Genomic DNA, 21529 nt, shown 5'->3' with positions numbered 1-21529 from the left:
AACCTGAATTAAGCGTTCGCGATCCTTAACTTCGCGGCTTCAAATTCTGAAGCATGCAGTATCATCCGGAGAAGATCGAGAAGAAGTGGCAGCAATATTGGGTCGAGAACAAGACGTTCCGTGCAGAGAACGACTCGCCCAAGCCGAAGTTTTACGTGCTGGACATGTTCCCGTATCCTTCGGGTGCGGGGCTGCACGTGGGGCATCCGCTGGGCTACATTGCTTCGGATGTGTATGCGCGCTACAAGCGCTTGAAGGGCTTCAATGTGCTGCATCCAATGGGTTATGATTCATTCGGGTTGCCTGCCGAGCAGTACGCGATTCAGACGGGCACACACCCTGCCATTACCACGGTGAAGAACATCGATACGTTCCGCAGGCAGATGGATAACATCGGGTTCAGTTTCGATTGGGACCGTGAGGTGCGGACTTCCGACCCATCGTACTACAAATGGACGCAGTGGATCTTTCTGCAATTGTTTGATGCATGGTACGATAACGCTACAGACAAGGCACGACCGATCGCAGACCTTGTGGCCGAGTTCGGCAAGAACGGCAACGCCACGGTAAATGCGCATGGCGATGAGACAGAAGCGTTTACTGCCGATGATTGGAACAGTTGGGATGAGGCGAAGCAGCAGACCATCCTTCTGAATTACCGCATTGCGTATTTGAGCGAAGCGTTCGTAAACTGGTGTCCTGCATTGGGAACCGTTTTGGCGAATGATGAAGTGAAAGATGGTGTCTCGGAACGTGGCGGTTATCCCGTAGAGCGAAAGCTGATGAAGCAGTGGAGCATGCGCATCACGGCTTATTCGCAGCGTTTGTTGGATGGTTTGGAAGACCTTGATTGGAGCGAAAGTTTGAAGGAGCAGCAGCGCAATTGGATAGGAAGAAGTGAAGGTGCTTCGATCAAATTCTACCTCTCCCCCGACCCCTCTCCAAAGGAAAGGGGTGACGCGCCCGGATACGTTACCGTAGACCCGATGCTTTATGGGGTCCTAAAGGACAAGGCCAAATGGATGAAGGACAATCCAACGCAAGCGGAAAATGCGTTGTGGCAATTGCTGAAAGGAGATAAAACGGGGTATCATTTCAGACGACAACACATTATCGACAAGTACATTCCAGATTTTGTCTGTCTCAGCAAAATGCTGATTGTGGAAGTGGACGGAAAAATCCACGATTACACGCAGGATGATGACGCCATGCGGACAGCACGGCTGGAAGAACTCGGATACAAGGTGCTGCGATTCAAAAACGAAGAAATTTTTGGTGATACAGACAGGGTTTTAGCCGCCATCACGGCTGAATTGAAACAGCGGCCTAATATCTCGAATTCCCCCTCCTCAGGAGGGGGTCAGGGGGAGGTAATCGAGGTGTTTACGACCCGACCTGATACCATTTTCGGGGTGACGTTCATGACGCTGGCACCTGAACATGAGTTGGTGGCGCAGATCACAACTCCAGAACAGAAAGGCGAAATTGAAGCGTACATCCAAAAGGCGAAAGCCAAGTCGGAGCGCGAGCGGATGGCCGATGTGAAGACCGTTTCGGGAGCTTTCACAGGTGCTTATGCCGAACATCCGTTCACAGGCGAGCCGATTCCAATCTGGATTGGAGATTACGTGTTGGCCGGTTACGGAACGGGCGCGGTTATGGCCGTACCAAGTGGCGACCAGCGCGACTGGAATTTCGCAACACATTTCAACATTCCCATCATTCCTGTGGTTGAACCACCTGCGAATTCCCCCTCCTTGGGAGGGGGTCAGGGGGAGGTCGGTGCCTATGAAGGCAAAGACGGAACTCTCATCAACTCCGATTTCCTGAACGGAATGAAGGTGAAAGACGCTATCCGTGCAGCCATCGCGAAGCTGGAAGAAAAAGGAATTGGCAAGGGCAAGATCAACTACCGTCAACGCGATGCCGTGTTCGGTCGTCAGCGCTATTGGGGTGAACCGATTCCGATCCACTACAAGGATGGTGTGCCCTATCCGATCAACAAGTTGCCGCTGGAATTGCCGGAAGTGGAAAAATACCTCCCCACCGAGGCTGGCGACCCACCATTGGGCAATGCCGAAAACTGGAATTGGGACCCAGAAAAAGAAGCGATTGTTCCGAATGGAGAAGGTTACCCGATTGAACTCAGCACCATGCCAGGTTGGGCGGGAAGTAGCTGGTATTACCTCCGATACATGGATCCGAAAAACGACAACGAATTCTGTAGCCAAGAGGCCATCAAATACTGGGGCAATGTGGATTACTACGCGGGCGGTGCTGAGCACGCCACGGGTCACTTGCTGTACGTGCGTTTCTGGACCAAATTCCTGAAAGACCTTGGCTATCTACCGTTTGATGAACCTGCTAAGAAGTTGGTGAATCAAGGGATGATTCAGGGGGTTTCTCAAAAAATGTTCAAAAAGTATGATGGAACAAGTATTGAGAACGGATACCTATCTACTGAAATCAGTTTCTATGGAGCAAGCAGCTTGGGTGGGGATATCAATGAATTCTTCTATAGTGCATCAAACGTATTCAAACTAAGAAAGCTACATCCAGAGGTCGCTCAAACATCTCGCACTATCATGCCTTCTGGTATTAACATACCTATTTCTTGCGTTGATTCTCAGGGTCGAGTTGACTTGCAGGCGCTAGTTGAGAAGTGGCCGCACTATTCCAATGCCATATTTGCTTGTGAGGAAGGACTGTGGTGGAACAATAAATTTCTGGATTATCGAAGAATTCCATTGGAAAAGATTCAGACCTTGAATCGAATCTCGGATTATCAACCATGTACTTCACCAGTGACGTTTACGACTTATTCCGAAGTCGAGAAAATGTCTAAGTCGAAATACAATGTGGTTGCTCCAGTAAAGGTTGAAAAAGATGAACCTGACGGGATTGTTGAACAATACGGAGCCGACACGCTTCGCCTGTACGAAATGTTCCTTGGGCCATTGGAAGATGCCAAGCCGTGGAACACCAACGGCATTGAGGGCGTGTACCGTTTCCTCAAGAAATTCTGGAACCTGTTTTACGATGGCGACACCTTCAGCGTTAGCGATGAGGAACCAAACAAGAAGGAACTGAAAGCGCTGCACGCCACCATCAAAAAGGTGCAGGAAGACATCGAGCGGTTGTCGTTCAACACGTGCGTCAGCCAGTTTATGATCTGCGTAAACGAACTCACCGACCTCAAGTGCAACAAACGCGCAATCTTGGAGCCATTGACGGTTGTCATTTCCACTTACGCACCGCACATTTGTGAGGAGTTGTGGAGTGAAGAAAAACTCGGTCACACCAAGAGCATCACGTTTGCGGAATATCCAGCCTTTAACGAAAGCTATTTGGTAGAAGACAGCATTTCGTACCCGATCAGCTTCAACGGCAAAACACGCTTGAACTTAGAGCTTCCCGCTACCATGGGAAAGGAAGAAGTGGAGCAGTACGTCCTCGCCAACGAGGAAGTGCAGCAGCGTTTGGAAGGAGCTACTCCGAAGAAGATAATTGTGGTTCCAGGAAGGATTGTGAATATCGTTGTCTAATAATTCCTTTTCCGTCAAACGGAAAACTTAACCGTCAATATGTGGATTGACCCCCGTTCCGAGCCATAGTTTCGTACAGATACATGGGCGGAAAGATGTTCCGTACCATACTTGTGTACGAATACATGGGTTGCAAGAAGTTCCGTACCATTATTTCGTACGGATATAGGGGTCGGAAGATGTTCCGACAGATACTTTCGTACGACTATGTGGCCCGGAAGGTGTTCCGAACCACAAATTCTTAGCATAATATTGGCCTTAAAGAGGGTAGGGCGATCACTGCCGTACCATACTCAAAGACTCCCGCAGGTCATCTAATGATTCGGGCGTGTGGTCGAACTCGGTCACGTGCATGATCCTATGTGCCACCTTGCCACGGTTCATGGCAATCACTTCGGCCTCGTTGAGGCGATAGGTGCGCCCTGAGAAATCGATCACCAGGATCATTTCGAGCTGGGCGGGATCGATGGTGATGGGACCTTTTCCCCTGCTCCAAAACTCGATCACGCCATTGAAATTGTCGTGGATGGCGTAGGCCTTTTCCCAGTAGATCGCCTTGCCATCGCCCATCACAAACCGTGGTTCAACCTTCTGCGGGTCGTTGAGCAGTTTGATGCGGTCGCAGTTGTAGATTCCCATCCTGTCAAGCTGCAGGCTTCGAATGACGGACTTGCTCATTTGTTGTCGCGCCTGAAATGCTTCCACCTCATCGGTCAGGTTCTCGCAGTAGGTGTTCCACGAGGAGAAACTCATCATCTTCTCGCCATCGTGCATCTGATATTTGCTTTCCTTCCACGCGCCTTTCAGGCTGCGGACATATTCGCGCTGAGACTTTTTATCGAAACGGTCGGCCTCTCGCTGCAACTGTCTCTCCTGTCTGGCAAGCGAACGCTGGTAGATCTTATAACGCGTGTCGAATTGCCGCGTCTGGCTTTTAAGGCGCATTTTCTCGTAAGTGGGAGAGAATTCGCCCCACATCCGTTGGCGGATGTCGAGCGATGGATCGGCAACCGCCACCTTCTTGACCGGGACCGAAACGATAGAATCGAGATCCTTTAGTTCGAGGATGGCAGTTTCAGAACCCGCTTCGTACCGAATTCGCATGTTGTGGAACTTTCTGCGATGAAATTGTGCTCTCAACTGCTCACGCGAAAGAGCACCGGCATACTCCCACAGGCGGCCATTGAACAGGCGGAGTTCCGGATTTTGCGTAAAACGTTTGCGCTTATCAATGCTGAAAAGAAGGGTATTGGGATGTTCCTTCAGTTTGGCCAATTTCATTTTGAATTTGAATCCCGCCTGCTTGTTCCAGCCCGATCGGAACTTCCGCTTCTCGCGCTGATCGCCATTGCGCAGAAAACGGTAGTAGCTGGCAATGGGTCGGCCGTTCATGTACTGCATGTTCTGAAATTGGTCTTCAAGCGTCATCCTCCGTGCAGTTGATGGCGACATAAAATCGGTCAGACCGATGTAATGCATCACCGCAGGCGACATGGAATTCATGGCGTAAACGACATTCGCCTCATCCTCGCGCAGAGCGGCTTTCCCAACGTCATTCCATTCCCCAGAATTGGGGTCGAGGAAGAAGAAATCGAAATCATCATCGGTGCTTACCGAAGCAAAATCGAGGCTGACAGAGCGGTCGGGACGCAACTCCACAGGGCGATTGCGCTGCGATGCCGTGAGACTGAACATTCCAGCCGATTCAAAATCCTCCACCTTGCCGTTTCCCTTGTACTTCATAGTTATGCCGCTGAGGAAAATCGCAAACGGGTCGTTGAACTCCTCGTACTCAATTTCCACCTCACCGCTTATCGGCCGTCCGTAAGCATCCATAAACGCCATGGGCGGAATGTCGATCAGCGTACCGCTGGCGGTTTCAATACACGAACCCTCATCGGCATTGATGCTGAACTTCTCCGCATCGGGATTGACCGTTGGCAGCGGCCTATCGAACACCGATTCATCATACATGCCAGCGAAGCCCTCATCCTCCAACTTGCCCACGTTGCTGATGTGGATGTCCACGCGTCTGTTCTTGGCCAAACTCGCCTCATCCGTAGCGCCATCGTCACACACTTCTCCTTCGTACTCGAAAATGATGTTGTATGGCATGATTCCCGAAAGCAGCAGATGGTTCACCACGGCCTTGGTCCTGCGCTTGGCCAACTGGCGGTTGTATTCCTCCGAGCCTTTGGAGTCGGTAAATCCGACCACCGAAAAGCGCAGCTCGTCCGAGTTGGGATGCTGCGCAATGTCATTGAGCATCGCCATTTCGGGCATGTGCGGCACATCGCTGTTCTTATCGAAGTAAACAGAAAGATCGACCGTGTTCTGCGCAAAAGCAGACGTGGTGACCATCAGCAGAGAGACAAGCAACTTTTTCATCGGGGACGGGTTTTAGACATTCTTACCGTACATCATAAAAACTGCCAATGCTTTCTGCTTATTGCTCATAGAAAAGGTTTTGAGACATTTTTGATGGCGATGAAGCGAGGGGATGAAGCACGATACGCCAGAATAGACCGTCACCCTGAACTGGTTTCAGGGTCTTTATTAAATAGATGCTGAAACAAGTTCAGCATGACGGCAAATTGTTTCGAATTTGAGTTTTTAGAGTTTCGTGCTTTGACCTCGTTTGGGTTAACTTTAACGCCCTTTTGATTCCGCAGGAGACCATAGCGCAGATATTCGAGACCGCCCGTGTAGAGGAGGTTGTGGGCGATTTTGTGCACCTGAAAAAGAAGGGCGCCAATCTGTGGGGCAATTGCCCTTTCCATAACGAGAAAACGCCTTCGTTCAGCGTGTCGCCCGCCAAGGGGATTTACAAGTGTTTCGGTTGTGGCGAAGGAGGAAACTCCGTCAATTTCATCATGAAACACGAGCAGATGACCTACCCAGAGGCGCTGCGATATTTGGCCAAGAAGTACAACATTGAGATTGAGGAGGAAGAACAGACACCCGAACAGATGGCCGAGCAGAATGAGCGCGAAAGCCTCTATCTGGTTTTGGCGTTCTCGCAGCGTACGTTCACTTCCAACCTACTTAAAACAGAGGAAGGACAGGCTATCGGACTGAGCTACTTCAAAGAGCGTGGGTTCTCACAGGAAACCATCGAAAAATTCGACCTCGGTTATTGTTTCGACCGCTACGATGCGTTCGGCAACAAGGCGCTGGAAGAGCAGTACAACAAGAAATACCTCATCGATTCCGGGCTTTGCTTGGAGCGTGATGGCAAGCTGCTCGACCGATTCAAAGGCCGTGTCATGTTCCCGATTCACAATCTTTCGGGGCGTGTGATCGCGTTCGGTGGCCGCACGCTGCGCAGCGATAAGAAGGTTGCCAAGTACATCAACAGTCCCGAAACGGACGTGTACCACAAGAGCAAGATCGTTTACGGCATCTATCAGGCCAAGGCCGAGATCATCAAGCAGGACAACTGTTTCATGGTGGAAGGCTACACCGATGTGATCTCGCTGCATCAGGCGGGCATCCACAACGTGGTGGCCAGTTCCGGGACCAGTCTCACCGTGGAGCAGATCCGCCTCATTAAACGCTACACGAACAACCTCACCATCATGTACGATGGCGATGACGCGGGTATCAAAGCGTCATTCCGCGGAATCGACCTTGTGCTGGAAGAAGGCATGAACGTGCGCACGGTGCTTTTCCCCGATGGCGAAGACCCCGATTCGTACAGCAAGAAGCTGGATGAGGTGGAATTCAGCGAATTCATTGCGCAGAACCAGAAGGATTTCATTCAGTTCAAGGCGCAACTGCTGGCCGAAGAGGCCAAAGGCGACCCGATAAAAACGGCTGGGCTCATCAAGGACATCATCAGTTCCATTGCGCTCATCCCCGACCCCATTACGCGCAATCTCTACATCCGCGAGTGCAGCACCATCATGGACATGGACGAGGAAGTGCTGATGATGGAATTGAACCGTTCGCGCAGAAAGAATTGGAGCGAAAAACAGCGCAAGGCCGATCTGGATGCAGGTCGCGAACCAACGCCTGCGGTGGAGGAAATGCCTGCGTTCACGCGCAAATCCAATCAGGAACTGAAGAAGCGCGATGCGGATTTTCAGGAGCGCGACATCATCCGCATTCTGATGCTTTACAGCGAGAAGAACATTGAGTTTGATGTGTGGGATGAGGACGAGGAAAAGGTGATCGACCGCGAGGAAGTGAACGTGGTGGATTTTGTGATCACCGAGTTGGTGGAGGATGAAATTACGTTCGACAATCCGCTGTACGACACCGTTTTCAAGGAGATTGCCAGCATGTTGGAAAAGGAACAAATACCAACGGAACAGCATTTCATCAACCACCCGAACCCCGAAATTTCTGCCTTGGCGGTGAACTTCTTTGCTCAACCGCATACCGTCAGCGAACGGTGGAAAGAGCACAACGTTTTCGTAACCCGCGAAGAAGACGTGCTGAAGCGCTCCATCCTTTCATCACTCAACGTGCTGAAGCTGCGCAAGCTCGAAAAGATGATCAACGAGACCCGCGAACTGATGAAGAAAGCGGAAGAGGAACAACTGCTCCTACTCATGGAAAAACTGAACCGTCAGTTGGCGGTCAGAAAGGTGTTGGCCAAGGAGATCGGTTCAACGGTTTTGAAGTGAAATCGACCATCTTTCTTGAAGATAACCCGATCAAATTCAAACTTGATTCAATCATCATTCGAAATAATCAAAACATATTTTCGAATATTTCGTTTATTTGACATAAACTTTTGAGCCGTCACAGTCATGAAAACGTATGATCAAATAGAACGCCCATCCAAAGCCGTGCAAGAATCTGCCATGGAATCTTACAGCGCGCTGGAAGCAATTCTTGGAGAGTTGAATGCGCAGGATGAACAAGTGGAAATTGAAATCGAGGAAACACAGGAGAAGATTAAAATTCCCTTGATGGCTTTGAAAATGCTTGCACACATCCTAAAGGTGACGGGCGAAGGCCAACCGATTTCAATCGTTCCTATCGCAACCGAAATAACCACGCAAGCTGCTGCCGAAATAATCGGTTGTTCACGACCGCACTTGGTGAAACTGCTCGAAGAAGGCGAAATTCCTTTCACAAAGGTTGGCAAGCATCGCAGAATCAAATACGAAGATGTGATGGGTTACAAGAAGAAGATGAAGGAGAAGCAGCGGAATCTGCTGATCGACCTTATGAGATCGGACGAAGAATCGGGTCTGTATGATTCATAGTGTTCGATTTACGTGTGTGCTGGATACGAATGTTATCTACCCGATCACCATTCGTGACCTACTTTTCTGGTTCGCCCATTACGACCTGTTCACACCCAAATGGAGCGCGCACATTTTTGATGAATGGGAAAATGTGATGCAACGGAAAGGCGTTTCCGAAGCAGAAATTGCCAAACGGGTAAGCATTGCAAACCAAGCATTTCCTGATGCCTTGGTTACTAAATATGAGGGATTGATCGCAGTTTTGAATCTACCTGACGAGAAAGATCGACATGTATTGGCTGCTGCTATCAAGACCAATGCGAACATCATTGTAACCAACAACCTCAAGCATTTTCCCGAAGAGTATCTTTCGAGTTACGGACTTTCTGCCAAAAGCGCGGATGATTTTCTGACCGACCTGATAGACCTCAACCACGAAACAGCCCTGAAAGCCTTCAAGGAAATGGTGTTTCACAGACGCAATCCCGACATGGATGAATTTGAAGTGCTTGACCAACTCCGAGCGAATGGCCTGAAAGACACGGCCAATTATCTCCACTCACTTCTGTAAAACTGAACCGTCAATTGGCGGTCAGAAAAGTATTGGTCAAGGAAATCGGGTCAACGGTTTTGAAGTAATCTCACTTCAAACTTATTTTTCGGATATAATCTTTAAGATCCGTTCCGTCATAATAAACAGACTTGCTGAAGTTCTTTCTGATTCGCCCCAACTTAAATAGGTTAAAATTTGCGGTCAACAACACCAATCGTTTAGTCTCTTTTACCTGATCGTATTTATTCGTGATGACATTTAGATACGTGAAGTAAGACTCATACTCGCTAAACAGAGCTAACCCGTATAAGAACGGAATTAGCAGCACCGTCAAGAGTACCGGAAGGAAGAAGTCGAAAAGGGTTTCAAAACGAAAGAAGCTACCAGAGTCGGTAACTGTTTTATAAGCAGTAAAGCAAATAATCATCAGACCGAAGATGGCGAGCAGATTATAAAGTTGCTTGGACAATGCAGCATACTCTGTCTTAGTCTCGGCTACGGCCTGCATAAGACTCAAAAAAATAATGAATGGTATAAGGACAAGTTCAACGGTCAGACTGAAACTGTAGAAATTAACCACAAATTCCAAGATGGCAGTCCATTTCAAACCATCTAAGATTACTCCACTGAAATAAGCCGAATCTTTCTTTTTTGTATTGAAAATCGAAATAATGGCAACCGAGAAAGTCCAGAAGAGCACATCTTTTGCTTGAGCCAAACCCCATATTTCAGAAGAGTACAACCAATGCAACATCACTCCGAGATAAGAGAATAGTATTGCGTAAATAACCAAGAAGGTTCTACCAAAAAGAATTTTCACAATATCCCAAATCGACTCTCGAATAGACTTTGATGCGAGCATTAAGAGGAGTGCTCCAGCAATCCAAATCAGAACTGAAATCTCACGATTACTGAGAGCATCAAAAATTGCTTCGAGAAATGAAGTTGCTGAATCCAACGTCTAGGTCTTGTGCCAAAACTTAATATCCTTCACATTCAACTGAAGATAAACCTTGTCTTTCCAATGGTTTTCTTCAATCGTGTACGCCATATCAAAGGGTTTTCCTTCGGCCAGTTGCGGATAGAGTTGTCCCATTTTAAAGGCAACGGCCTGTAGCATCAGATGCTTTACGCCATGCTGCGCAGGTTTGAACCGCAAATGCGAATCGTCCGCGCCCATGGTGCGCACATCTTCCGCCACCAGATTCCGAGAAACAAACACCGGATTCATGTTTCCTGGCCCGAAGGGCGCAAACTGCTTGAGCAACGACATGAATTTGGGTGTGATGCGGTCGAGGTCGATCTCGAGGTCAATTTCCAGTTTGGGCGTGAGCATGTGTTCCTGAATGCGGTCGGCAACCACTTCCTCAAACCGTTGTCGGAATGCATCCACATTCTCTAAGCTCAAACTCATACCGGCCGCGTACTTGTGCCCACCGAACTGCTCCAGAAGGTCTTCGCAGGCGGCAAGCGCTTCGTGAATGTCAAAATCGTGCACCGAACGTGCCGAACCCGTGGCCTTTCCTTCCGATTCGCACAGCACAATGGTCGGTTTGTAATGCTTCTCAATGAGCCGTGAAGCCACAATGCCCACCACGCCTTTGTGCCAATCGGGGTTGAACACCACCGTGCTTCTGGAAGTGCTGTAGAAATCATCCGTTTGCAGGATTTCCAGCGCGCCTTCGGTCACCGTCTTATCCAAGTCTCTGCGCTCGGTATTGTACTTGGAAATCTCTGCCGAGAACTCCAACGCTTCGTTCAGATCATCCGAAATGAGCAGTTCCACCGCGCGCTTTCCAGAAGCGATACGACCAGCCGCGTTGATGCGTGGCGCAATGGTAAAGACCACATCGCTGATGGTCATTTCACGGTTCATTTTGGTGTATTCGAGGAGCGCACGGATTCCCGTTGACGGCTCCTGATTGATCTTCTGCAATCCGAAAGCTGTGAGAACACGATTCTCGCCCGTAATCGGAACTATATCAGCCGCAATGGCCACCGCCACCAGATCCAATCGTGAAGCCAGTCGGTCGAAGTCAGAATTGTTCTTTTCGCAATACGCTTGCAGCAGTTTGAAGCCGACTCCACAACCGCATAATTCCTTGTACGGATAGTTGCAGCCTTCTTGCTTCGCATCCAAAATGGCGTAAGCCGCTGGCAGTTCTGAACCTGGTAAATGGTGATCGCAAATGATGATATCGATGCCCAACTCATTCGCATACGCCACTTTCTCAATGGCGCGAATACCGCAGTCTAAAGTGATAATGAGCGAAATGCCATTTTCCTTGGCGAAATCAATTCCAGCAATGGAAAGTCCGTAACCTTCCGTGTAGCGGTCTGGAATGTAGAAATCGACCTGTCCGAGCTCTTTCAGAAAGCTGTAAACCAGCGCGACCGAAGTGGTTCCATCCACATCATAATCGCCATAAATAAGAATCTTCTCCCCGTTTCCCAAGGCCTCTTCCAACCGCGAAACCGCCTTGTCCATATCCTTCATCAGAAATGGGTCGTGCAGGTCCTCCAACGTTGGTCGGAAAAACGCTTTGGCCTCATCAAAATCGGTAATACCGCGATTGATGAGCAGTTGCGCCACATCTTCCTTCACGCCCAGTTGGTCGCACAGATTCCGAACCAACGATGGGTCGGGCAGGTCAGCATATTTCCATTCGGTTTCAAGCATGCCCTTAATTTAAAACAAAAAGCCCCGTGTCGCTTGGCACGGGACTTTTTCGTCACCCTGAATTTATTTCAGGGTCTATTTAGATGCTGAATCCGCCTCGGGCGGACAGCATGACCAAATATCAAATCGTCATAATGTCTTTCTCCTTCTCTTCAACCAACGCATCTACCTTATTCGAATAAGTGGTCGTGAGTTCTTGAACGTCACCTTCAGCGCGTTTGGCAATGTCTTCCGACATTCCGTCTTTCTGAAGCTTCTTTATCTCATCGTTGGCGTCCTTACGCGCATTTCTGATGGAAACCTTTGCCTGCTCGGCTACGGCTCGCGCTTGCTTCACCAGATCGCGTCTGCGCTCTTCTGTCAACGGTGGAATGCTGATGCGTACCACTTTTCCATCGTTCATCGGATTGAAACCGAGATTTGCACGCATGATGCCTTTCTCAATTTCTTCAAGAATTCCTTTTTCGAATGGTTGAATCTGCAACGTTTTGGAATCTGGCGTGGTGGTGTTCGCCACATTCTTGAGCGGAGTCATGGAACCGTAATACTCCACCATCACGCTGGTAAGCATTTGAGGACTTGCCTTTCCCGCACGGATACGCGCCAACTCATGTTCCAAACGCTCAATGGCGTTCTCCATCCCTTCCTTAGTCGAATCGAAAATGAACTCTAACTCTTCTTCCATAATTGAAATTTGGTCGAAAATAGGGATTATGAATAAAGTTGTTGCACAGAGATGACCTGAGAAAAGGAGTTACACAGAGGCTTGAGGCTGCGTAATCTATCCTTCTACAAGCGTACCGACCGTTTCACCTGCCACAACACGAGAAAGGTTTCCGCCTTCATCCATGTTGAAAACGATGATCGGCAATTTGTTCTCGTTGCAAAGTGTGAATGCGGTCATGTCCATCACCTGAAGTCCTCGGTTGTAAACTTCATTGAAGCTGATGGTATCGAATTTCTCGGCTGTAGCGTCTTTCTCAGGGTCAGCCGTGTAGATTCCATCCACACGCGTTCCTTTCAGAATCACATCGGCTTCTACTTCGATGGCGCGCAGCGAAGCAGCCGAATCCGTAGTGAAATATGGATTTCCAGTTCCTGCACCGAAAATGACCACACGGCCTCTTTCCAAGTGACGAACTGCTCTTCTGCGAATGAACGGCTCTGCGATCTCATCCATCTTAATGGCAGACATAAGTCGTGTATCCAGGTTGATGTTCTCCAAAGCCGACTGAAGCGCCATGCTGTTGATCATCGTGGCCAACATGCCCATGTAATCGCCCTGTACGCGGTCCATACCGCCTTCTGCCGCCTGAATTCCTCGGAAGATGTTTCCACCACCGATTACGATGGCCAACTCAACACCAGATTCCACAATTTCTTTGATCTCCTGCGCGTACTGACCCAAACGATCATGGTCGATACCGAACTGCTTATCTCCCATCAACGATTCTCCGCTGAGTTTCAGGAGCACTCTCTTGTACTTCAAATTCATGCTACGATCTTAAAAAATTGTGGGCAAAAAAAAAGAGGATTTAAATCCTCTTTTTTCTGTTTTTATCAAGCTCCAAGCGAAAAACGCTTGAAATCTGTAACCGTCAATTCAGGGTCTCCGGTCTTCAAGTACTGAGCAACACTCAACTTGTTGTCCTTAATGAAGGCCTGCTCCATCAAGGTGTTCTCTTTGAAGAATTTACCCAAACGACCTTGAGCGATCTTCTCAGCCATATCAGCTGGCTTTCCTTCTTGGATGGCCAACTCTTTACCGATCTCAATTTCCTTGGCGATGACCTCATCAGAAACTGATTCTTTGTTCAAGGCAACCGGAGCCATGGCAGCAGCTTGCATTGCCACATCGCGTCCCATTTCCTCGAAACCAGCCTTGTTAAGTCCAACGATGGTTCCAACTCTGTTTCCAGGGTGATTGTAAGCAACAACAGTTGGAGCTTCAATCACCTCAAGTCCTGAAACCTGAACTTTTTCTCCCGTTTTACCAGTAAGCTCAGTAATAGCCTCAGCTACCGTTGTTCCGTTGTAAGAAGCTGCAACCAATGCATCAACTGTGGTCAAGTTGTTCTCGAAAGCAAGATCAACCAACGCGTTTGTGAAACCAACAAAATCATCGGTTTTCGCAACGAAGTCAGTTTCGCAGCTTAGGTTAAGAAGAATGGCCTTGTTGCCGTTCACCTTACCCAGAACCATTCCTTCAGCAGCATCGCGGTCAGAACGCTTTGCAGCAACTTTCTGTCCTTGCTTTCTAAGTAGGTCAATAGCAGCATCAAAATCGCCAGCAGCCTCAACAAGGGCTTTCTTGCAATCCATCATTCCTGCGCCTGTCTTCTGTCTTAGCTCGTTTACCTGAGCAGCAGTAATTTTCACTGTAGCTTCCACTTTAATTAGTTTTTAGTCATCGTCTCCGTTATCCGCAGCAACAGCTTTTACGCTTGCTGGAACTTCTTCCACTTCTCCTTCTTCCTCTTCTTCCTCAGCATCACTCGTTTTTCCTGCTTTTCTCTCAGCAAGACCTTCAGCAACTGCATCTGTCAATGCCTTCACGATCAACTCGATCGACTTGGCGGCATCGTCATTTCCAGGAATGGCGAAATCAACTTCTTTCGGATTTGCGTTGGTATCAACGATTGCGAAAGTTGGGATGTTCAACTTGTGTGCTTCGTTAACCGCAATGTGCTCCTTCACGATATCTACGATGAAGATCGCAGATGGTAGACGTGTAAGGTCAGCAATTGAACCAAGGTCACGCTCCAATTTCTCACGCTGACGCGTGATCATCAAACGCTCACGCTTCGACATGGTATCGAACGTTCCGTCAGTTGCCATTTTATCAATAGCAGCCATTTTACGGATCGCTTTACGGATAGTAGCGAAGTTGGTAAGCATACCTCCTGGCCATCTTTCAGTAACGTAAGGCATGTTTACACGACCTGCCTCGCGAGCAATGATTCCTTGCGCTTGCTTCTTTGTAGAAACGAAAAGGATCTTCTTTCCTGAACGCGCCATGTTTTTGATGGCCTTGCAAGCCTCGTCCAACTTGGCTGAGGTCTTGTTCAGGTCGATAATGTGCGTACCATTCTTCTCCATGAAGATGTAAGGCGCCATTGCCGGATTCCATTTTCTTTTCAAGTGTCCGAAATGAACACCTGATTCTAGCATTTCCTGTACTGTAGGTTGAGCCATTCGAATAATGTTGTTTGAAATATCTTCTTGATTAACGCTTGCTGAACTGGAATTTCTTCCTTGCCTTCTTCTGACCGAATTTCTTACGCTCAACCATACGTGGATCACGTGTCATCAGTCCGAATTTTTTCAATGCCGGCTTCACAGTTTCATCCTGCTTCACCAATGCTCTGGCAATTGCAAGCGAAATGGCCTCAGCCTGTCCGGTGATACCACCACCGTTCACATTCACTTTTACATCGTACTTACCATCAACTTCCAATACGTTGAATGGTCTTCTGATAGTATCCTGAAGGATTGACGTTGGGAAATACACTTTTGCGTCTTTTCCATTAACCAAAATTGCGCCCTTACCTGCTTTCAGGTAAACGCGTGCAACTGCGGTCTTTCTTCTTCCTAATGTGTTGATCACTTCCATCTAAATTCGGATATCAGTTAAGTGAAATAGTTCGTGGTTTCTGAGCCTCATGCGGATGGTTAGGTCCTGCATAGGCGTGAAGGTTACCGAAAAGCGCGCGGCCCAAACGGTTCTTAGGCAACATGCCTTTTACCGCTTTGGTCACCAACCCTGTTGGGTCTTTGGCCAAAACCTGATCTACGCTGCGCAAACGCTGTCCGCCAGGGTAACCTGTGTGGTGCATGTACTGCTTGCTTTCGCGCTTGTTGCCAGAAAGCTCCACCTTCTCTGCATTGATAACGATTACGTTATCACCACAATCAACGTGTGGAGTGAAATTGACTTTGTTCTTACCTCTCAGGTAGTAGGCAACGGTAGAAGCCAAACGGCCAAGGGTTTTTCCTTCGGCATCGATCACCACCCACTCTTTGTTTGCGGTGTTCTTGTTGGCTGAAATGGTCTTAAAGCTCGGTGCTTTCACTTCAAATTTGTTTTCAGTTTATCAAAGGAGCTTCCACTCCTCCCCGAATTTGGGGCTGCGAAGATATTACTAATTTCCAGAATGAACAATGGTTTGTAAATAAATCATTTCACCACGCCTAATTCTCGGCCAACGGAGGTGAATGCTTCCACTGCTTTATCCAAGTGATGCTGTTCGTGCGCAGCTGAAATTTGAACTCGGATCCGTGCCTGCCCTTTCCCAACAACGGGATAGAAGAACCCGATGGCGTAAATGCCTTTTTCCAACAGCTTATCGGCAAACTGCTGCGCATTTTACTGCACCATCAATGTCTTGGCATCCAGATTCTCGCCATCTCCTTCCAAGGTAATTATGTGCGCATCCGAATTATATCCCGATACCGTAATGACCTTACTTCCTGTACCTGCCGTTACCGTGAAATTGTCAACCTGCATCATGGTGCCCACATCAACCACCTTCAATTTGACCGTTGTAACTCCCGTGGTCTCGTAATACACCGTGGTGGTGGAACTGGCGGGATTGGGAGCAATACTGGTTATCAGCCCGTTGGTGACGGTTACGGTCACATCATCGTAATCCTTGTAACCATCGGCCTCGGCAATCGCTTCCAGCGTGTAGGTGGTGGTGGAACTCGGTGAAACATCCAACTGGTCTCCTGTACCAACTACTTCGCCCGCTTCGTTCAGCCAAAAGTAAAGGGCATCTTCACCGATGTCGGTGGCCGAAAGCGTAACGGTGTCACCCGAAAGGATCGTTTCATCACTTCCCGCATTGGCCGAGAACAGGTTTCTGGAAACCCGCTTGGTCTCGTAATGCTGCCCTGCGAGATTTTTACCGGGTTCAGAAGACAGATACTGACTCATGTGATACAGTCGGTCCATCGTGCCGGTCACCTGTTGTGTGAGAAAGGCGAATCCTACAAATGTTGGTACATAACCATCATCTGGAATTTCCAGACCACTGATGGTCGCATTGTCTGAGGAGACCTTGAATGTCACCGAATCCAATTGGGCAAGACCCGATAAGGTGGCATTGTCCAATGCGCTGACCACATCAAAGCCTGAAGATGGTGTACCGAAACTCACAATGATCTCAGCCTCATCGCGTATATCCGTCTCCTTGCCTTCACTGTCGGTATCGAATGCAAGATCGAAATCATCGGTGCTGCTGCTGTTGTTATCTACATACACCCAGCCGCCCACATAGGGTTTTCCTCCTATTGTCTGCACCACTATACCAGCAAAGTTCAGGTCGAGCACATGGGCGTTGAACATCGCAACATTGTTGTTGTAATGGATCCAGTTGGTGATGTTGAGCGTATCGGGAGTATGGATCGGGTCAACGGTCACGTTCTCGATACGTGCGAGAAGGCATGAGTACCAGTTGTTCACGGTATCGGGATGGATGGTGTCCATGGCCCAGTCCCATTCTATCTCAACGATGCCGCTGTCGCCTTTCGCAATGCTCGGTATAATGCCATATCCCACTTGGTAACCGAACTGAGATGGAACGGGGTTGCCCCAGTAGCCCGCTTCCCATGAATCGCCCGAACCCCGGAACGTGGTGTAAACCCGAAGGGTGTCACTCCCATCAGAGGTGGAACAGCCACGGTTGCGCACCTGAGCATAGATGAATGATGAGGAGTCCGGGTCATAATGGGGCGACTCATTAACGAGGTCATCCCACGTATAGCTGCCTGTCTCCTGCGTGTTCTGCACCTTCACATCCGGGCAGTGATCGAAGAACCACCCAAAGGGGCTCCATGGTTCATCTCCAATGTCCTCATCATAATCTTTCATCCAGAGGTCGGTCTGCGCCAGACCATTGTAGGTAACCGTCCAAGAAATGGTGTCTCTATGATTCAATGAATGGTATGCTTCTCTGACAAGTCGAGTATCTGCCGTAAATACGGGACCCAAAGGGTTATTTGAATCATCATAACCCGTAATGTCGAATATTTCTACAGAGATGATATTTTCTCCAACTACCAAGTTTGTATCCGAACAATCGAATTGCCAAGTAAAATCCGTTGTGCCTCCATCAGCACCACTGCCAAGGATTGTTTCAGCAGGTTGTCCATTAACATACCACGTTACCTGCATATAACTGGGGTCGGTGTCTATTATTGCGGGGTCGAAAACAAGGCTTGAGCTAGCCTGATGTGTCAGATTCGTATCGGGCGATATATCATTTCGGTCGTATGGCTTAATTGAAGCGTGAATCATTTCTATTATTCCTTCCTTACAAACTGCACAGTACGGGCTCGTCACATTCTCCATCTTACATGTCTCATTCTGTGTAGGCCTAAAAACTGTATCGGGACCTGATACCACGGCATTGGCAAAATTGTTAACATCAATCATTGGTGTTGGAACTGGGTAATCTCCATCTTGCCACTCACCCCATCTCAATGACGGGTCACTATCGTCAACCGTCCGATTAGCAGCTTCGTTGACACCACCGATTTCGGTCATGTCAAACCAGTACTCATCTAGAACTTCACCGAGCATGTGACCGAACTCATGTAAGCATAGGTCTGCAGAATACTTTAGCGCTGGTCCCCAAGTATCATACGAATAAGAAAATCTAGCAGTGGTCAGAATTCCAACTCCGTTGGATACATCCCAATCACCGCCACCGCCCCACTCAGACCATGGAGGCGTAGCCTCTGACGCTGGCTGAGATGTTAATGTATTTACACAGAGAATTATCTCCAATGGAGATGTCGTATCACCACCGAACATTTCCAGTTGCACTTCATCAAGCACCCATTCCGGATCAATTGGGAACAGTAATCTATGCGTAACCGTATCGTAATCATATACGGATCCGAAATAGTTATTCACCGGTGGTTGGCAAGTATACCCCGGTAAGGTATGAGTACAATTGGGATAAAAGCGACAACCCGCTCCTGTAAGTCCATTTGTGTCCACGGACTCAACCCAAACCCAATAGATGTTGAAATAGTCTCTGTAACGGTTGAGTGGAATTGTATTTGGCTGCTGTATACTGGGGTCATCATCAAACATTCTTTGTACAATCGCATCCACATGGGCAAGAAAATAGGATGTATCATTGGTCGCATTGCCTGTATAACCTTCGGCCAAAAAGACCAGATTGATTCTGTTTTCACACAATTGATATGGTGTTCCATAATTTTCTGAATCAGCGAAGATTGTATAATTGCCGACTTGAATTTGACCGACACACTGGAGACTGGCAAATAGGAAAAGTGGTAGAAAATGTACAATAGATTTCATAGTGATGGGAGCTAAACGTCAATAAATAATAATCGGGAATGAGTAACTATTGGATTCTGTGTTCACGGTGCAGATGAAGGTTCCATATCTGACATCCAAGTAAATTTCACAATATTGACCATCGGGGCAGCTACCACTTTGAACAACCCGTCCAAACTGATCCACTACACGGTATATTCCTCTTTCATGCGAATCTCCAAAGTCTATGACAAATTGGCCAGTAGAGGGGTTAGGATAAACGGCTAAGATTGCTGAGTCCATTTCGGTTAAAACATTAACCGATATGTCAGGCTGAGACCATTTCAGAACAAAAATGTCGTAATTTCGCCAATAAGTACCACCCCAATCAATATTGAACGTATCAGCTGGAGAAGGATCAACATCAACAGTACCAATGAAACCAGATGAAATGTAAATGTTGTTTGAATCATCCACTTCCATTGACAGTTGCTCATGGTGAAATGGTTTGAGATAGCCAACCGACCTTGCCCAATCAAGCGAGTTATCTGGACGTAGTCGTAGGAATGTGGCACCAACAAAGTCAGTTGAATCAGGGACGTAGAACTCAGGTCCGGGATCAATATCCACTACACTTGGTAGTTCAATGGCCAGCACAAGACCCTCGTCTTGTTCATATTGCAGGTTATAGAAATAGGAATCGATACTTCCCCCCCAAATAAAGCCGCCATCCATGTTTAGTTTAACAATGTAGAAACCATAAATCCCATTGTTGCTTACAAAAAATTGACTGATAGGTGATGGGTCAATGTCAACAGTAACCTCATTACCAGTTGCAAATTCACAGGCAATGGCGATAGAGCCTCCTGAGTGAAGGGTCATTGAGGTTTTGCCACCCGTTGGTAGTTGTTTTGCCCAATGGAAATTCAGGTCAGAGTCATACTTTACAACAAACGTGCTCAATGCCACAGTATCAACCATACCAATCATTTCAAATACTCCTAATCCAAGGTCAAAGTCAAATGTGTCGGTAAATGTTCCGACCAATAGAAGGTTATCAAATGCATCAGTTTCGATATCAGACACAATGGCATATCCGGTCGGACTTCCCATTTGCTTCACCCATAACAATTCACCATCACCATTGAACTTTTGGATAAATCCAGACTGGGTTCCATCAGCCAAAAGCCACGAACTATTGGCGGGTGAAGGGTCAAAATCGACAGAATCTTGAAATGAACCTGCTACATATAAATTTCCGTCTGAATCCACCTCAGCGTCACTTACGTACTCCGACATGGTTCCGCCAAAGGAATGAGCCCAAATAAAATTTCCCTCTGGGTCGAGCTTTATTACAGCGTAGTCAAACTCCCAACCGCTTTCTGAAAAGGGACTTGTTCGATATATGTAATTAACACCCGGTCCGGGGTCAACATCTACAGAGTCGCTCATGAACCCAACGACTAAGAACAAATTGCCTACAGAATCTGCTTTCACAGCACCACCTATTGGCGAAGCATTATCAAAAGGTGCTGGTGGAGAAATTGAGCCATCCGGTAGGTTGCCACCAAATTGTGCTGCCCATTGAAAATTACCGGAGGAGTCCAGTTTTTGGATAAAAATATCGGTGTAAGTAAAATCTGTTTCCAAGAGATACTCAGAAGGACCTGGATCCATGTCTACTATACCAAGGAAGTAACCCATTGTAATGACACTTCCTTCGTCATCGACTGTCATGGCGTACGAATCCATTTCACGCTCACCATTTACCATGACCCCCACCCATTCTAATGCTGGCCCTTGTGCCCAGACGCTATAGTTGCTTGTTTTGAAAAACGTAAACATTATTAGCACCAATGGCCGAATCAGAAATGTATATCGGTCTAATAAATAATACATCTACCACTTAGTTGAATTGGTTGTCTTACTTCAACATTTACCTGATCCTCCGCAATACACCCCATTTCATTAGTCGTTTCAATTTGATACTCCAAGTTGTATTTCGGATTCACAAGCGGATTAGAAACTGTTGTGTCATCAATATTGTAATTCGGGATCCACACGTAAGTATATTCGTAACTATCGGTTTTGCCTAATCGGGTAGTCCAACCCGAATAAATTATTTCGTACGTCTCCCTATAAAGGATTGATTCCGATATTTCATAGCTTAATAGGCTTTTTGATTATTTCCCACGCTTTTTCTTTCCCTATTGCAGATGCTGGCGACTCTGCATACGAAACAAATATTTCGTTTTGTTT

General features: G+C 47.7%; 15 protein-coding genes and 1 pseudogene. 4 read left to right on the top strand and 12 right to left on the bottom strand.

The features are described from left to right. Nucleotides 1–53 precede the first annotated feature (53 nt). Nucleotides 54–3545, top strand: coding sequence for a leucine--tRNA ligase (locus tag GC178_05735; protein ID MBI1287063.1), 3492 nt, complete (start codon nt 54–56; stop codon nt 3543–3545). A gap of 276 nt (nt 3546–3821) precedes the next feature. Here GC178_05735 and GC178_05730 read toward each other — a convergent pair whose 3' ends face one another. Continuing rightward, complete coding sequence (locus GC178_05730; GenBank protein ID MBI1287062.1) at nt 3822–5933, bottom strand: OmpA family protein; 2112 nt, start codon at nt 5931–5933, stop codon at nt 3822–3824. A 272-nt stretch (nt 5934–6205) separates the two neighbouring features. Between GC178_05730 and dnaG the strand changes: the two genes are divergently transcribed. From dnaG to GC178_05715, 3 genes are all read left to right on the top strand, one after another. After that, nucleotides 6206–8176 (top strand): DNA primase, encoded by a 1971-nt coding sequence (dnaG, locus tag GC178_05725; GenBank protein MBI1287061.1) that lies wholly within the window; start codon nt 6206–6208, stop codon nt 8174–8176. Nucleotides 8177–8302: 126 nt separating this feature from the next. Then, a complete protein-coding gene (locus GC178_05720; protein MBI1287060.1) occupies nt 8303–8764 on the top strand; it encodes a helix-turn-helix domain-containing protein in 462 nt (153 codons plus the stop codon). Further along, complete coding sequence (locus GC178_05715) at nt 8754–9317, top strand: PIN domain-containing protein (protein MBI1287059.1); 564 nt, start codon at nt 8754–8756, stop codon at nt 9315–9317. The genes GC178_05720 and GC178_05715 overlap by 11 nt, the downstream gene beginning before the upstream one ends. 70 nt (nt 9318–9387) lie before the next feature. Here GC178_05715 and GC178_05710 read toward each other — a convergent pair whose 3' ends face one another. The 11 genes and pseudogenes from GC178_05710 to GC178_05660 all read right to left on the bottom strand — a co-directional run bounded on the left by GC178_05710 (nt 9388) and on the right by GC178_05660 (nt 21169). Continuing rightward, nucleotides 9388–10257, bottom strand: coding sequence for a hypothetical protein (locus tag GC178_05710; protein ID MBI1287058.1), 870 nt, complete (start codon nt 10255–10257; stop codon nt 9388–9390). Between the two features lie 3 nt (nt 10258–10260). Then, on the bottom strand, nt 10261–11979 hold the full coding sequence (gene recJ, locus GC178_05705) for a single-stranded-DNA-specific exonuclease RecJ (protein MBI1287057.1): 1719 nt from the start codon (nt 11977–11979) through the stop codon (nt 10261–10263). 121 nt (nt 11980–12100) lie between these two features. Then, nucleotides 12101–12664, bottom strand: a complete 564-nt coding sequence (locus tag GC178_05700) for a ribosome recycling factor (protein MBI1287056.1) — start codon at nt 12662–12664, stop codon at nt 12101–12103. A gap of 96 nt (nt 12665–12760) precedes the next feature. Next, nucleotides 12761–13468, bottom strand: a complete 708-nt coding sequence (locus tag GC178_05695) for a UMP kinase (GenBank protein MBI1287055.1) — start codon at nt 13466–13468, stop codon at nt 12761–12763. 71 nt (nt 13469–13539) lie between these two features. Next, a complete protein-coding gene (locus tag GC178_05690) occupies nt 13540–14358 on the bottom strand; it encodes an elongation factor Ts (protein MBI1287054.1) in 819 nt (272 codons plus the stop codon). A 24-nt stretch (nt 14359–14382) separates the two neighbouring features. Next, on the bottom strand, nt 14383–15174 hold the full coding sequence (rpsB, locus tag GC178_05685) for a 30S ribosomal protein S2 (GenBank protein ID MBI1287053.1): 792 nt from the start codon (nt 15172–15174) through the stop codon (nt 14383–14385). A 31-nt stretch (nt 15175–15205) separates the two neighbouring features. Continuing rightward, the gene (rpsI, locus tag GC178_05680) at nt 15206–15592 is read right to left on the bottom strand and encodes a 30S ribosomal protein S9 (protein MBI1287052.1); all 387 of its coding nucleotides are present in this window, start codon (nt 15590–15592) and stop codon (nt 15206–15208) included. A 13-nt stretch (nt 15593–15605) separates the two neighbouring features. Next, a complete protein-coding gene (rplM, locus tag GC178_05675; GenBank protein ID MBI1287051.1) occupies nt 15606–16052 on the bottom strand; it encodes a 50S ribosomal protein L13 in 447 nt (148 codons plus the stop codon). Between the two features lie 104 nt (nt 16053–16156). Then, a pseudogene (locus GC178_05670) lies at nt 16157–16342 on the bottom strand (glycine C-acetyltransferase). A gap of 3 nt (nt 16343–16345) precedes the next feature. After that, nucleotides 16346–19312: a hypothetical protein gene (locus GC178_05665; GenBank protein MBI1287050.1), complete on the bottom strand. Its 2967-nt coding sequence runs from the start codon at nt 19310–19312 to the stop codon at nt 16346–16348. Between the two features lie 18 nt (nt 19313–19330). Then, nucleotides 19331–21169: a hypothetical protein gene (locus GC178_05660; protein MBI1287049.1), complete on the bottom strand. Its 1839-nt coding sequence runs from the start codon at nt 21167–21169 to the stop codon at nt 19331–19333. Nucleotides 21170–21529 lie beyond the last annotated feature (360 nt).

Source organism: Flavobacteriales bacterium (assembly GCA_016124845.1).
Classification (GTDB): domain Bacteria; phylum Bacteroidota; class Bacteroidia; order UBA10329; family UBA10329; genus UBA10329.
The sequence above is the reverse complement of the archived record's forward strand: the minus strand, read 5'-3'. Positions and strand labels throughout refer to the sequence as shown.

Coding starts and splice junctions, on each gene's coding strand:
- rpsB (MBI1287053.1), bottom strand. CDS start 15,174: ATGGCTCAACCTACAGTACAGGAAATGCTAGAATCAGGTGTTCATTTC.
- GC178_05720 (MBI1287060.1), top strand. CDS start 8,303: ATGAAAACGTATGATCAAATAGAACGCCCATCCAAAGCCGTGCAAGAA.
- recJ (MBI1287057.1), bottom strand. CDS start 11,979: ATGCTTGAAACCGAATGGAAATATGCTGACCTGCCCGACCCATCGTTG.
- GC178_05665 (MBI1287050.1), bottom strand. CDS start 19,312: ATGAAATCTATTGTACATTTTCTACCACTTTTCCTATTTGCCAGTCTC.
- GC178_05715 (MBI1287059.1), top strand. CDS start 8,754: ATGATTCATAGTGTTCGATTTACGTGTGTGCTGGATACGAATGTTATC.
- rpsI (MBI1287052.1), bottom strand. CDS start 15,592: ATGGAAGTGATCAACACATTAGGAAGAAGAAAGACCGCAGTTGCACGC.
- GC178_05730 (MBI1287062.1), bottom strand. CDS start 5,933: ATGAAAAAGTTGCTTGTCTCTCTGCTGATGGTCACCACGTCTGCTTTT.
- GC178_05735 (MBI1287063.1), top strand. CDS start 54: ATGCAGTATCATCCGGAGAAGATCGAGAAGAAGTGGCAGCAATATTGG.
- GC178_05700 (MBI1287056.1), bottom strand. CDS start 12,664: ATGGAAGAAGAGTTAGAGTTCATTTTCGATTCGACTAAGGAAGGGATG.
- GC178_05660 (MBI1287049.1), bottom strand. CDS start 21,169: ATGTATTATTTATTAGACCGATATACATTTCTGATTCGGCCATTGGTG.